The 14,821-nt window shown below is 33.5% G+C and carries 14 protein-coding genes; 9 read left to right on the top strand and 5 right to left on the bottom strand.

What is annotated here, in order from left to right; all coding sequences use genetic code 11:
- Positions 1-3 precede the first annotated feature (3 nt).
- On the bottom strand, positions 4-792 hold the full coding sequence (locus ABJD27_RS15455; protein WP_348173885.1) for a matrixin family metalloprotease: 789 nt from the start codon (positions 790-792) through the stop codon (positions 4-6).
- Positions 793-1,248: 456 nt separating this feature from the next.
- Between ABJD27_RS15455 and ABJD27_RS15450 the strand changes: the two genes are divergently transcribed.
- Positions 1,249-1,869 (top strand): JAB domain-containing protein, encoded by a 621-nt coding sequence (locus tag ABJD27_RS15450; RefSeq protein WP_348173887.1) that lies wholly within the window; start codon positions 1,249-1,251, stop codon positions 1,867-1,869.
- A gap of 47 nt (positions 1,870-1,916) precedes the next feature.
- Here ABJD27_RS15450 and ABJD27_RS15445 read toward each other — a convergent pair whose 3' ends face one another.
- From ABJD27_RS15445 to ABJD27_RS15430, 4 genes are read right to left on the bottom strand one after another with little or no spacing between them, the layout of a single operon-like run.
- The gene (locus tag ABJD27_RS15445; protein ID WP_348173889.1) at positions 1,917-4,634 is read right to left on the bottom strand and encodes a TIR domain-containing protein; all 2,718 of its coding nucleotides are present in this window, start codon (positions 4,632-4,634) and stop codon (positions 1,917-1,919) included.
- A complete protein-coding gene (locus ABJD27_RS15440) occupies positions 4,624-5,472 on the bottom strand; it encodes a hypothetical protein (protein ID WP_348173891.1) in 849 nt (282 codons plus the stop codon). Before ABJD27_RS15440 ends, ABJD27_RS15445 begins: the two co-directional genes overlap by 11 nt.
- Positions 5,469-6,434 carry a hypothetical protein gene (locus ABJD27_RS15435; protein ID WP_348173893.1) on the bottom strand — a complete coding sequence of 322 codons (966 nt, stop codon included), beginning with the start codon at positions 6,432-6,434 and terminating at the stop codon, positions 5,469-5,471. The genes ABJD27_RS15440 and ABJD27_RS15435 overlap by 4 nt, the downstream gene beginning before the upstream one ends.
- Before the next feature lie 7 nt (positions 6,435-6,441).
- The gene (locus ABJD27_RS15430; protein ID WP_348173895.1) at positions 6,442-7,695 is read right to left on the bottom strand and encodes a GTPase-associated system all-helical protein GASH; all 1,254 of its coding nucleotides are present in this window, start codon (positions 7,693-7,695) and stop codon (positions 6,442-6,444) included.
- 503 nt (positions 7,696-8,198) lie between these two features.
- On the opposite strand from ABJD27_RS15430, the gene ABJD27_RS15425 reads away from it, so the two are divergent.
- From ABJD27_RS15425 to ABJD27_RS15390, 8 genes are all read left to right on the top strand, one after another.
- Positions 8,199-9,089: a DHH family phosphoesterase gene (locus ABJD27_RS15425; protein WP_348173897.1), complete on the top strand. Its 891-nt coding sequence runs from the start codon at positions 8,199-8,201 to the stop codon at positions 9,087-9,089.
- Positions 9,090-9,434: 345 nt separating this feature from the next.
- Positions 9,435-10,280 (top strand): ABC transporter ATP-binding protein, encoded by an 846-nt coding sequence (locus ABJD27_RS15420; protein WP_348173899.1) that lies wholly within the window; start codon positions 9,435-9,437, stop codon positions 10,278-10,280.
- Between the two features lie 130 nt (positions 10,281-10,410).
- Positions 10,411-11,169, top strand: coding sequence for a hypothetical protein (locus ABJD27_RS15415; RefSeq protein ID WP_348173901.1), 759 nt, complete (start codon positions 10,411-10,413; stop codon positions 11,167-11,169).
- A gap of 3 nt (positions 11,170-11,172) precedes the next feature.
- Complete coding sequence (locus tag ABJD27_RS15410; protein WP_348173903.1) at positions 11,173-11,850, top strand: hypothetical protein; 678 nt, start codon at positions 11,173-11,175, stop codon at positions 11,848-11,850.
- Positions 11,851-12,292: 442 nt separating this feature from the next.
- On the top strand, positions 12,293-13,399 hold the full coding sequence (locus ABJD27_RS15405; RefSeq protein WP_348173905.1) for a histidine kinase: 1,107 nt from the start codon (positions 12,293-12,295) through the stop codon (positions 13,397-13,399).
- The gene (locus ABJD27_RS15400; RefSeq protein ID WP_348173907.1) at positions 13,396-14,106 is read left to right on the top strand and encodes a LytTR family DNA-binding domain-containing protein; all 711 of its coding nucleotides are present in this window, start codon (positions 13,396-13,398) and stop codon (positions 14,104-14,106) included. Before ABJD27_RS15405 ends, ABJD27_RS15400 begins: the two co-directional genes overlap by 4 nt.
- Before the next feature lie 358 nt (positions 14,107-14,464).
- Entirely contained in the window at positions 14,465-14,587 is a 123-nt protein-coding gene (locus tag ABJD27_RS15395; protein ID WP_348202064.1) for a hypothetical protein, read from the top strand.
- Between the two features lie 29 nt (positions 14,588-14,616).
- Positions 14,617-14,739, top strand: coding sequence for a hypothetical protein (locus ABJD27_RS15390; protein ID WP_348202063.1), 123 nt, complete (start codon positions 14,617-14,619; stop codon positions 14,737-14,739).
- Positions 14,740-14,821 lie beyond the last annotated feature (82 nt).

Genomic DNA, 14,821 nt, shown 5'->3' with positions numbered 1-14,821 from the left:
AAATTAAATTAATATTGATTGACTCATAGTTAAAAGCCTATGATATGGTATTACTTGAACTATAGGAGTCCCGTTTATATGTTGTAATTCGCCATTCCAAACTTTTTGATATAATGTTTTTAGATCTGATTTATCAGATGCTGTAAGTTCAGATTCATGACCATAATTCATAATACTAAAAGGCTTATGCTCTCCGTATATTTCACTAGCCCATCTAGTCTCACTTATATTGGCAAAAAAATGTCTTAATCCAAAAATATGCCCAATCTCATGAATGAAAGTATCTACTTGCTCTTTTTTACTTTGTGTAAACATTTTAGGGTAAATCGTTAATTCATGACGTCCACTATCTGGAAAAAAAGCACTAGCAAGTGTACAACCAGCATTATTACAATTATCCGAATGTCTTATCACAATTTCAAAATCCCAAACATCTTCATGTTCACTAAATTTAATAGGTGCTGCATCTCCCCATTTTAGTAACGCTTCTGCAAAAAGTTCTCTTATAGCATTCTTTGCTCCTTCTGGGTTATGAAAATAGGTCAAAGAATTTCTATTAAACCTCCATCTAAGATTTACTTCTTTAGCCCATAAAGGGATAAACCCTTCTGAAGCATGAACCACTATCTCTGCTGGATTCATATTTTTAGGGGTAGCATACCCTTTAGAATCTGTTAGACATACACTTTTTGAGTATACATGTATATCAGTTTGAGCTACTTTAAAAGCATCATTTATTTCTCTTGGAGAAAAGACACTCTTTTTTCTTTTACTAGTAGTTACTGTTGCCATAATCAATTTATTTTTAATGTACTACCTCAAAGTAACTCGTATATAACAGCGCAATCAATACCCATTACAAGGTATATTTAAGAGATTATATATAGAACCTCTTAAACATGAGAGTAAAATGATATATTTTCATGCTATCTCCCTCTTTACTATAATGAATTCAGCCCAGGCGCTTCCCTTTTCTCAAAAGAGAAGGAACTTATTTAGGAGTTAAACATGAGTTTCCCCTCTAGTAAGAGGGGAGTAAGGGGTGTGTACTCATTGAGAAAGATATATAGTACCTAACACTAATTATCAACACCTCTCTATCCTTCCTTTCTAGGAGGGAATTATATGTATTTCTCTATTAGCTAAGAACTAACAGCTATTTTATAAGATAAAACTCACTTAGACTAGTATATAAATATCTATTTTTACAACACTCCCCTATCCCATCCATTTTGTATATTTGATCCTATGAACGTACGTTTGACCAAAGAGCAAAAAATACAAGTGCTCAACTCTAAAGATATCTACTTTGTGATGCAACAGGTATTGTTGCGAGAAAACAAAATACGAAGAAACCAAGAACACTTTTGGGTGGTAGGTCTAGACAACAATCATAAAGTCCTTTTTATAGAATTAATTGGTCTCGGTGCTGTAAACCGTGTGAATGCCGACCCGCCAGATGTGTTTAGAATGGGGATTTATAAACTAGCGGTCAAGATGATTTTAGTTCATAATCATCCGAGTGGTGTTCTAGATATCTCAAAAAACGACTCCAACTTTACCGACCGTATGTATAAAGTGGGAAAACTCATTAATATAGAAGTCGTAGACCACCTCATCATTACCGAAGAATCTTATACTAGTTTTGCAGACAAGGGTGTGATGAACCAACTCAAAGAATCTGGACTCTTTGAAGTGGTAGGTCCAGAGAAAAAGGCACTTGAAGAATGGAAAATCGATATTGAAAGAAAACAGGCGGTTAGGCAAAACAAACTAGATATTGCCAAGAAAATGAAGAAGGATGGTGTTGCGATTGATATTATAAAGAAGTATACTGGGTTGAGTATTTTTGCTATTGGGAAGCTGTAGGGGTTTGTTTGTAATCGTGTTTGAGTTGGGTTCTATTACAAATTTAATCACGATCTTAACTCTATCATCAGTTTTTCAACTATTTGTTTATAAGCATTATTTATTGACATATATCCTCCTTTTCCCCAATCTTCTAGGGCTAAAATAGCTTCAGCACCATTTGCATTGTAATAAGGCAAAAATTGAAATCTACTCAAATCAGAACTTCCATCTCCTTTGAAACTTTCATCTAATATCGGCCATTGATTCCAAGTACATTCTCGTACTAAAACACACATAATTTTTTTTGAAGGATCATTTTTTGCTAACTCAATTCCTTTTTGCACCTCATTATCAACAATATAATCAGAGGCCATAAAACTAGCTGAAACCATAAAGATCATAATATCAGCTTCATCTAATTCTTCCTTAATTTGTTTATCCCACTCTCCTGCCCTTATTTTTGAGCAATCCCACGCATTAACTAAACTAGATCTTTCTAATGGTTTTAAATGAATTAATAGGTCGTTTTTAAAATCGACATCTTTACGAGAATAAGAAATAAATATTTTTTTCACGTTCGTTTCTGGTTTTGTTTTATTAAAAATTTTACCCAAAAAAGATTGTTCAACTTCTGGAAAGTTATCTTTACTTAAACTAAGAGTATCTTTAAAATAGGAATTGTACTTACTGTACTCTATTTTAACTTTTTGATAGGTTTTAACCCATTTTCTTATACTTAACAATTTTCCTAATTTCAAACAAGAAGATTTATTTAAAGAGCGTTTAATGACATCAAGAAAAGCAATTAGTGAATTTTCTGAAAATTCATCAAAATCTATAAATAATTGAATAATATTTTCTGATAGGTTTTCTTTATTAGGTACACTAATAAATAAGTTCTTATTTTCTATTTCTTTTATTAATTCTATTTCAAGAGTTATAGAAGATAAATCTAAAAGTTTTTTATTCAAACACTCTTGTGCTGTAGATTTAAGAAAATTAGACAAAGTTTCCCCTTTAAAGTAATTCCAAATTTTATTCCTGTTTTTATAATCGCTAATATCAGAGTATCTTGATTGGGAAATTAACAACAACAACTCCTCAGGGATATCATTACCAAATATTAAACTTTCTAATAGTGAAAAGAGTGTCTTTTTTGGAGACTTAAACCCTTTAAAAACATCAACAGTAGTATATCTAGAATTCCAAATTTCTAACCAAGTTAAATTATTCACATCCAAACTATTAATCAAGAGTGGGTTCTCTGATGTTAATTTTGCGGATAATTTAATTAATCGTCTCTCAGGGTTTTCCACAACTTGTTTAATAAAGCTATCTGAAGGAAAATTATTACAAATAAATTCTAAACCTTTAGTATATGTTTTGACTGTATCAATTTTCAACTGTAATGCTAATGCTTCTGATAATAAAAATATTTTAACAACAACACTTGCGTGTAATAAGTACCATTTCTTTTTAATTGATAAATTAATTAACTCAAAACCTAATTTATCGTTTAGTTTTTGCGGAAAATGCTGGGCAATATTTTGCTCCACTTTCTCATCATTTGGAATATAATTTTTAATAAGATCTAATTTCGAGATATCCTTTGTAATCAAGTTCCAAAACATTTTTGAATGCTTTTCACTCCAATCATTAAAACATTCCATTAAACCATTATCTATAACATCCTTCCACCATTTTTGAACGTCTTTATTTATAACTGAAATAAATAATTGTTCAACCTCTGTCTCAAAATTCCAATTTTGGAGTATTATTTTTATTCCTTTTTTAATAGAAGTTATTTCTTCAATATGCTTTATCTCAACATTTCGAAATGCCAGAATATTATTGATATCACCTCTTTTAAGTTTGGAGTTCGTTTTTTCAATAATTTCTTTTTTCAACTTTTTCCCAGATTCTTTGCTAGGAAGTAATTGTGCTAGAAGTTCTATTGAATTTAGCAAATTATCGAAACTATCGTCGTTAAGGAATTTATTTAGTAAAACAACTTTTTTTATATCAAAAAATGAAGAAATGTTAATCTCTAATTCTAATATATAATTTTTAATTGGGTTATTTTTAGATACAATTTCAATTAAATATTTAATATCGTCAGAGTATTCCTCAACAAAAAGATCTTGTTCATTTATAACAAAATATTTTTCCCATTTACCTTTTAATCCAACAGGGGAATAAACAATTTGCTCATTAGTTTGTTCAATATCTTTAGGTCCAAAACTAACTCGAAACTGAAATTTAGATTTTAATATAGGGCTTAAATTATTCCAAACTATCGATATTGTTTCTACAAACTTTTCTTGGCCTAACCATACAATAGGCATTTTGCTATTCAGTAAACCATAAGCTACTTTTTTTGCCTTATCTAAATTTCCCGATTTATTAGTAACTCCATTTTCTGATTCTATTTCAATAGATGTTACTAAATATTCTTTATTAATTTCATTTGGTAATAAATCAAAGAGATTAGACAAGTCATTAACATGCTCTAAGTCATAGTTTTTGATAAACAAACTATAAGAATAAACAAAACCACTTCTTTGCGCTGAAGAATCAGGAAAACTCTTAATTAGGACATAGTATTCACTAGTCGAAATTGCAGAGCAATAAAAATTATAGGAAGGAAAAGAAGTGTGACCTGATGGTAAATCAGTTTTTAATGATATCTGATTTGGTGTTTTAGATGATTCAAAAGAATGTTTTAAAAGTGAATGACCCCGATCTTTTTCACCAAACACAGCTTGTTCTAATTTAATTTTCATCCAAAACAATTTTTAATATTGAAGTTAGATCATTGTTTTTCTCTCCATTTGAGTTAATTATAAACCCTTCCTCTTCAAATAAGTATTCTTCATCACCATTATTTTTATCAAGAGACCTTCCTTGAGATGAAATACCTATTACTTTAAGCGATGTTTTGACCCAATTTTGTATCAAAAATTCATAAAATAAAGGCAGATGTTCTTTTAATAATTCATTAGGCTTTTTTTCTTCTTTATTCTCAATCTCGTCCCAACAAGTAAGTGTTACAATTAATTCAAGATTGCTTATCTGAGATGTAAAACCAATTTCTTTATAGAATAAGAGCATTTGAATTAACTCAATATAATATGCCTGATCAGAAGGTAGCTTTTCTTCTATTTCATCTTTACTCTTTTGTTCACCACTCTGGACAATTTTTGTAAATTTTTGAATGGGATCATAAGATTTGTTTAAATCACTCAATCTTATAAACAAAATCCATTCATTTGAATTTTGGATTGCAGAATACCAATTGTTACCTAATCGTCTATTCTCAACCAAGTGGTTTATTTGTTCACCTCCATAGTCAGGATATATGAGTTTTAGAGATTTTTGATCTGCATGTATTGATAATTCAATTTTATCATAGTCACCAACTGGAGTATGTTCTAAAGCTTTCCCTTCGGCATATCTTGAAGTAACTTTATCTAATGCTATTTTATTTTCTGGAGTTTTTAAAAGCTTAGCAAAATTCCCTTCTTCGGCATATTCTAATCGATTATATAGTTGTCCAAAAAAACCTGATTTACCAGAATTTGGTTTACCTACAACTAATATTGAAATATTTTCTTTACTCATAATTCCCCTCTATATGAAATAAAAAAATCATCACTTTTAGAACTTGAAAATTCAAATACTGTCGATTCTTTTTTTGAAATAATTTTTTCTAGTAACCAAGCCACTGACTTCAGAATATTTTTATGATATGAATTTCCCTTTCCGTGATGGATACTAACCTGAAACTCCTTTTTAATAGGGATTTTACCAATTTCATTTGAAATTATTCGTTTGATTGAATCTTTAATTTCACTAAATAAATCCGCTTTACTCCATATAATAGCAACAGGTCTTCCTTTTAAATCATTCAACAATCTATTAATCAGAGCTCTTGTTTTAAGTCTATATTTTCCAGGTTCATTAACAAGTGCTTCACAATCAATAAAAAGAAAAAAACCTCTTGAGTTTTCATGAATCCAATTTGCATTACCTGTACCCGTACCACTAACATCACTAGACCAATTTGTAAACCATTCTCCTGGAACATCTGTAAACATTAAATCAAAAAGAGATTGATTATTCAATAAACCTAAATGTAATAAACCTACATCTCTTCCTCCAAAACTACTTGTATGTGGGGGGAATTCTGATTTATTCCCAGATTGATAACGTAAATAATTAGCGATATACTCCCATCCTAATATTGAATACGAATTAGAAAAATTCCAATCTTTAATAAATTGTCCATCATTAAGTAAAAGATATAGTAATCCTAAAAATGTTGTTTTACCTGAATTAGCTTCTCCAATCGATCCAAAAAGCATGGAATTAGTTCTTTCAGTAAGAACATTAATGTCATCCATTCCCATTGAACTACCTGACCAGGAAAGTAAATGCGAATTACCTTCGGGAACATCAAATTCTTCTTTTGTATTAGATTCAGTTTTACCACTCTTCCAATGTGAACAATCCTTTTTATGAGTATGCCCTACTGGACAACGTAAATCATCATAGCAACTATTTCTTGAGCAATCTCCAGTCATAATAAACTTAGTTTAATGAAACTCTATATGCTTGAAATTCATGAAATAACCACACTGCTAATTCTTCAACTTTAAGATTGTTTTTAGAATCAATACCTAAGTTAGCCTTCAACTTTTCTGAACCTGTAACTTCATCATTTCCTAGAGCTGTAATATAATTAAGTAATGATATTCTACTATCAGAATAAGTATGTTTTATTCCTAAATTTTGTAAATACTCTTTATGTTTACTTAAATTTTTAATGAACGTATCAAATGAGTATTCTTGTTCAGAAAGTTTTATATTTCTCAAGGTTTCTTTAAGAATATAATCAACACTTACTGGATAGTTTTGAGTAACTATAGTGTACAGATCAAAAGCTATAACTAGCGCCAATATTTCTATAGGAATATCACGATAACTTTTTTTCATAGAAGGAGAATAAAGAGATTCTTTCCACCATAATAATTGACTTCTATTGTTTACAGAAGAAACCCCTCTTATTGCTTGAGAACTTATTTTTTCAAAAAAAGGAGTAAGACCAGACATATATTCATTTATCTGTGTAGATATTTCGTTTAAAGTATCACTTTGTCTTTTTATTGAGTTTTTAACAAATTTTGAAATACTTTCTGTTCCAGAATCATTTATATTATTAACCCATGGTCCTATATCACTACCATACACATAATTATGACCAGTATTTCCTTTATAACTAAATGCAGCTTTAAATTCTTCTTTAAAAGTATTAATGTGGGACTGAATGTTTTTAGATGATTTTATCTTTAAATCAAAATCATTTATATCATCAATTGTAATACCATTAATTAAAGACCATTCTTTTATAGCCTCTTTCTCTACAATTTCTCCTATTTCAGTTAGCATATTGTGTAATAACTCTTCTTCATTGCCTAAAGAATAGTAATTTATGACGTTACTCCCTATGTACCAAAATATTCTTGCATAATCTATATCGTTTAACGCTCTAGTGTAGAGTGATTCTAAAATAACTGCTCGCAGAATAGTTCTTGGCGTATCATTTGATTGTGAAAGAACAGTAGGGGATTGTTTTATTACACGAGTTTTCGTTTTTTCAAGACAAATTTCATTTGCATCTATATTCGGATCAAACGCACAAAGGACGTAACTTGATACATTTTCTTTTTTCTTTAATTCATTTTGAGAAAGATTAGTTGCTGCGTCTTTTAATTTTTGAAATTCATCATCATTTTTTAATTGTATTAATTGAGAATCAATAAACTTTTGTAAAATAGTACTCATATATTATTAATGCTTTTATAATAAATAATTAAATTGATTTTAATATAAAGGAGAATTTAAATATACTAAGTTTTGTAGGAATTAATTTCAACAAAAATTATAAATATTTGATTATCAATTAATATAAAGCTAATCTCATATTTTTATGTTTCCTTGTATATTATAGTAAAAGAGTATCTCCATCACAAACTCTAAAAATAACTCACCCCCAACAACAACCCTTACGGAAAACCGTAAACACAAAATAAACTTCACCACAACCCTCTTTCGCGAACCTGCCTCACCGGCAGGCAGGAGCGAACATAACAAAACCTCAAATCACCCCAACAACCACCAATTCTTAAGTAAAAAACAACCCTAAGAAAATCAACACCCCTATTTTAAAGCAAACCACAATGTTTATTGTTATATTTAAGCATCTTTGATGATAGATACCATTGTAGACTCGTATATCATATAAACACGACCATAATCATTCATATTCCCATGTTAAATAGATTCCTATGACTATACTATATCATTCACGAGATTTAGACGGTTGGTGTAGTGCTGCCATTGTACAAAAGTGGTTTTATGAGCAAGACCGTCAGGATCCGGAAACCTTACAACTCATAGGTTGGGATTATGGAGATCCCATCCCCATCATTGAGAAGGGAGAACCTGTTGTGGTCGTAGATATTTCTTTTGAAGCAGAGGTTATGAGCCAACTCAACAACACAAATAACCTGATTTGGATTGATCATCATATTTCGGCTATCCGAGACATGGAAGCGCATACTATTCACCCTAAAGGGAAAAGGGATGCTAATTTTGCTGCTTGTGAACTAGCGTGGACTTATTTTTTTGAAGACCCCATGCCAGAATTTGTAAGGCTTCTTGGTCGTTACGATTGTCTAGCTTATAAAGACATGGAGGAGGCTCAACAAATACTAGAGTTTCAGTATGCAGCCAGAGCGTATTTTAAAAATCCTGAAGATTGTTTTCACATGCTACAACAGCATCCTGATGCCTCTATAAAAACCATCCCAGAGTTATTCAAACTAGGAAAAGGCATTTACAATTACCTATGTACTGAAGCTGCATTAGATTATAAAAATAGATTTACCATTGATTTTGACGGCTATACATTTGCTGCTTTTAATAAGAAGAGATTCAATCCTATCCATTTTGGAATAGCGTACCATAACGACACAACAGACGATGGTTATTATTACGATGGGGTTTGTAGTTTTTGGTTACATAACGGGAAATGGAACTTTAGTCTTTACAATGACAATGGCTTAGTAGATTGTTCTGAAATATGTAAAAAACGTGGCGGTGGCGGTCATGCCGAAGCGGCAGGGTTTCAACTAGATATTCATGAGATTGCTGCTCTTATTAAAAAGACTTTATAGTTATCGTCGAGATGACTGTCGTTGTCATTTCGACAGAGCGAGGCACGAGCGACGAGCCTGCCTGCCGTAGGTAGGAAATCTCACACAATGAATACTTCAACAACTTGTATTCTCTTAGTTTCTTGTGTGATCTCTCCGAGAGTTTATCCTGAGCTTGTCGAAGGGTTGAGATGACGCTTGGTTTCTTTCTGTATACGCTTTCGCGAAAGCGTATATCTCAAAACCCCAATTATAAGAACTTGCCTAAATTCTTATTGACTGTTTTCATCGGTTCATTAAAAAAACAGCCACCTCCATTGATTCTTTTTCTTCTTTATAAAGGACACGCTTACATTCGTGTTCATTATGATAGACATCAACACCTTAGGATATCGGTATTCCAAGAAAACGCAAATTTTTAGTGACCTCAACGTGACTTTTTCGCCTGGGAATATTTATGGATTACTAGGAAAGAATGGGGCTGGGAAATCCACGCTTATTAAGAATATGACGGGGATGCTTTTTCCCACAGAAGGAAGCTGTGAGGTATTTGGTGCTACGCCTAAAAAAAGAGACGTTCACTTTTTAAAAGACTTATTTTTTGTTCCTGAAGAATACTACTTACCTAATGTCACTATCCAAGAACTCGTCAAGATCTATAAAAACTTTTACCCCCATTTTGATTGCAACCAATTTGACACCTATACCAAGGAGTTTAAGATTGATCCACGTACAAAGACTAGCCAATTGTCTTTAGGACAGAAGAAGAAAATCTTATTAGGTTTTGCCCTATCTGCCAACACTAAGGTTTTGATCATGGATGAGCCTACCAATGGGCTGGATATTCCGTCTAAAATCACGTTTCGAAATATGATCAAAGATTCTTTTAAAAAAGACCGTATTGTCATCATCACTTCGCATCAAGTCCGTGATCTCGACGAATTGATAAACGCCATCATCATTATGGATCAAGGTCAAATTCTACTAGATCATGATAAAGAACATATCGCACACCGATTACATTTTGAACTGTCAGACACACCAGAAAACGAATCCCAAGTCATCTATCAAGAGAAAGTAAGTACTGGATTTGCGTCCATCAAAGAAAATACCGCCAACACCACTGGTTATGTAGACATCGAGTTATTGTTTAACGCCGTACTCGCAGATCATAGTAATATCACGGCTGTATTAAATCACCCTTCGGGCTAACAGATTCAGGATCGCTACGCTTCAAGAATCAGGAAACAAGACCTTACCTGTCCTAAGTCCTAAGTCCTAAGTCCTAAGTTTATATATAAAAATTAAATCACATCTCTAGAAACATAATCAATAAACATCTATGCACATTTCAACCATATCATTATTAATCAAACGGCAATTCCGAGAGCATTCTAGGATGTACGGTATTGGGCTGTTAGTTCTTCTTGCGTTCTTGTTTTTTATGTTTCTCATCGTGCATCAATGGCAAGACAGTTTTTCTGGAGCCGTACAAAATGGCGTGTTTATCATCGGTTTATTTGTGGGTGGTGGCGTGTTTTCCAATGCGATGTTCCACGAGTTTTCGAGTCCGCAAAGTGGCATGTGGTTATTGAGTATCCCAGCAACGCACGCAGAAAAAGTAGTGACGAGTATTCTTATTTCTGTAGTATTTTTTCTGGCGATATACATTCCGCTGTTTTACCTCGCCGATGTTTTATACCTAACATTTACAGGTACATTTTCCATAGAAGCTATCCTAAATCCTTTTAAAGACAACTTCTATCAGTTCTTCTTTTTGTATTTCATCTTTAATGGAATCATGCTACTAGGCAGTGTCATGTTCAACAAACACAGTTTTATCAAAACCCTACTCGCAAGTGTCTTACTTTTTATAGCCTTCAATTACGTCAACGGATTGATCCTAGGGCTTCTTATTCCAGAAGCGTCGGTGGTGTCGAGTATTCCTTTTGACAGCTTTTTGTTTTCGCATCAAGGAGAAAATGTAACGGTCTTCTTAACTGAAAAAACAGAACTATGGACTTCCCTATTTGTAAAGGTCGTGTTACCGGTCTCCATTTGGGTCGCAGTATGGTTACAACTAAAAGAAAAAGAGATTTAGACGATGAAAAAAGGCAATCTATTTTTAGTGATTTTTGGTCTTATCCTATTGACGGGTATGTATGCCACCAATCACACATTGGCAAATGAGTATCAGAACATTGATCTCACAGATCGGTATAAGAATTACGTATCTATCCCATCGGAAGCCTATTCGGTGTTGGCAATTTCTGGAAGTAATGGCTATCCCATAGAAATTGCACATGCCCAAACAGACGCCATTAAAGTACTTCGTTCTAGAGTAGATCATTTTAAAAGCAACCTTATAAATGACACCCTATTTATCGAGTTTACCGGCTCCAATATTCCTATGGAACAACGATTCCATTCGGATACTCCGTCAGGAATTATCATTGAGAAAAATACACTGTCGAGTATCTTGAACATCAATACGCATCAACGTATTTCTGGCTTTTCAAACCAAGATCTAACGCTGATTCTAGAAGGAAATGCATTTATCGAAGTCAGCAATTGTGATGTACACACCCTAGACATTGACATGAAACATCGTAGTCAGATTGGATTTTCGCACAAGAACACTGTCGATTCTTTACACATAAAAATGGTAAATACTTCCATTGCGAGGCTTCAAGAAATAGAGTTTAGAGCGATACAACATACCCTAAGTGATAGTATAACTGTGGTATTGTCTAAGGGTGTTTTTAATAGGGTTTTGGAATAAAAATAAAAGCTCCTCACCTCTTTGAGGGGAGGTGGCTGAATTGAAGGAGGAGATTTAGACGGAGGGGAGTTTTACTTTATTCTTCTAGTCCTCAAAGAGGGGATAAAAATAGGTTTCTTGTTCATTTTCTTTGCTTGTCCAAAGAAAACGAACCAAAAGAAAAGACACTTTTTCTTAGGTCTTTTTTCGCTTAAAGCGAAAAATCACAAAGAGTTCCCTAAATTTTTTCCAAGGCTTCAAAAATTTTTAACGGGAACACATTGTTAGACTGGAGAAAAAGAAGAAAAACACACTAACAGATGTATTTGTTTTTAGAATAATATAATTTAGAATCATCCGCTTTCAAGGAACATCGTGACGCAGAAGTTTATACTGAGCATAGCCGAAGTACGAAAGCGTATATAGAAAGATTAAACTTAAAAAAGTATCTTGTTAAAAGATTATGACATTAGATGATATCATAGAAAAAAGAAACACCGCTAGAATTCCTAGAATAGTATCGCATGTGCTTTTTTGGATGGTGCTTTATACCAGTTCGTGTTTTTTAATTAAAGCATCGCTAGGTCCATATACAGAAACGCCTTTAAGTTACTTGACACCTTTGCGAAATACGATAGGGCTTGCCTTGGTATTTTATCCGTTAATGTATGTTTTTGTCCCTCGGTTTCTGAAACAAAAACGATGGCTTGCGTTTATTCTTTCCCTAGCTGGACTTACACTTCTCTATATTTTTATAGAAGCTCTAGGCGAAAAATTGGTCTTTCATTTTTGTGATAGCTGTCGTACCATGGCAGCAGAAAAGAATCCTGATTACTTGAGTGTGATCCAGAAAAGTCTCGGTGATAATATCTTATTTAAAGCGTCTAATTTCGGATTATTTTTTAATCTATTTTCGAGTCTTATCTTACCCATTGCCATCAAAAGTAGTGTAGGTTATTATCAGGTACATAATAGGAATCTACAACTAGAAAAAGAGAAAGTGCAACTAGAACTCAACTTTCTAAAAGCGCAGGTGAACCCACACTTTTTATTCAACACCTTAAATAATCTGTATGGACTCATCATTCACAAGCGTGTAGACGAGTCGGCAGAAACAGTGACACGGCTTTCAGATTTTATGCGATATTCTTTGGATAATGCACATAAAAAAGAGATCTCCCTTTCTGAGGAAATCACACTCATCCAAAATTATATAGAACTCGAAAAGCTTCGTTTAAATCATACCCAAGTTTCTTTTACTACGGATATTGATAACGAGCATAAAAGCTTGCCTCCGTTATTGTTTATCCCGCTTATTGAAAATGCGTTTAAGTATTCGGTAGATAAAAAAGATACAGACATTCACATAGATTTAAAGGTACAGGATAACGAACTCCGCTTTACCATTCGGAATACATTTGATCCTCATAAAAGGAATCATGACATGGGTGGTTTAGGGCTATCCAATCTACAGAAACGTCTGGATGTTTATTTTTCAGACACCTATGTGTATGATGTAACGATGGAAGATTCGGTATATACAGCTTATTTAAAACTTGTTTTAGCATGAATATGATACGCGCTTTAATTGTAGATGATGAACCTCTTGCCAGAGAGATTATTGAGACGCATATTTCCAAAATCCCGAATTGGACAGTTACTGCAACCTGTATCAATGCAGAGGAAGCGTATGAAGCGCTTTTAACGCATGAGATTGATGTGGTGTTTCTAGATATCCAAATGCCTGTCATTTCTGGCGTGGAGTTTTTGCAGTCGTTACGTAATCCGCCTTTGATTATTTTTACTACTGCTTATAGTGAGTATGCCGTACAAGGGTTTGAATTAAATGCTGTGGATTATCTATTAAAGCCTATTGCCTTTGGCCGTTTTTCTCAAGCCATCGAAAAAGCAACGACAAAACTAGCCACACAACACGAAGACCCAAAAACAGATCCAAAAGAGGTCACCTATGTTTTTGTGAAGCACGACGGGAAATTAGTAAAGATTAATTTTGCAGACATCCTCTACATAAAAGCGGAGCAGGAATACAGTCATATTTTCACACAAAACAAGAAGCTACTCGTCAGTATGCATCTAAAATTATTAGAACGTATGCTCCCTGAAAAATCCTTTACAAGAATCCATCGATCGTATATTATTCCTCAAGAAATTGCCACTTCTATTGATGGTAATACCATCCAAATAGGAGATGATATTAAACTCCCTATTGGAAGTACGTATAAAGAAGTGCTGCTTCAGAAGTTAAAGATTAAATAAGGGTTCTCCCCTCATTACTGAAACGAGTTCAGCACAGGCTCTAGCCTTCTCCCAAAGGAGAAGGGGTTTGTTTTGAAACAGAAATAGAGTACTACTCTAAATTAGAGTGTTACTCTATTTTGAATACTGAATAAAAATAAAAGCATGAGTTTCCCCTCTAGAGAGGGGATTAAGGGGTGTGTTAAAGTAGCGTGAACTATACACCACACCTCCCTTATTCCCTCCTTGATAGGAGGGAAACTCATACACTTAACAAAGTTCCTCACTTCTTAGTTTCTTGTGTAATCTCTCCTAGAGTTTATCCTGAGCTTGTCGAAGGGTCAAGATGACGATAGTAGTCATTTCGACAGAGTGAAGTATGAACGACGAGCCTGCCTGCCGGCAGGCAGGAAATCTCATAACAATACTTCTTGAATTACTCTTAGCTTCTTGTGTGATCTCTCCTAGAGTTTATCCTGAGCTTGTCGAAGGGTCAAGATGACGATAGTAGTCATTTCGACAGAGTGAAGTATGAACGACGAGCCTGCCTGCCGGCAGGCAGGAAATCTCATAATAATACCTCTTGAATTACTCTTAGCTTCTTGTGTGATCTCTCCTAATGTCGAGATGACTATTTATTGTTATACGCTTTAACGCTACGCTCTCCCTTTGGTCGTGAATCTCACAAGTTCGATTTCGCGAACCTGCCTGCCGGCAGGCAGGAGCGTACTCAAGA

The organism is Dokdonia sp., assembly GCF_039945015.1.
Lineage (GTDB): Bacteria > Bacteroidota > Bacteroidia > Flavobacteriales > Flavobacteriaceae > Dokdonia.
The sequence above is the reverse complement of the archived record's forward strand: the minus strand, read 5'-3'. Positions and strand labels throughout refer to the sequence as shown.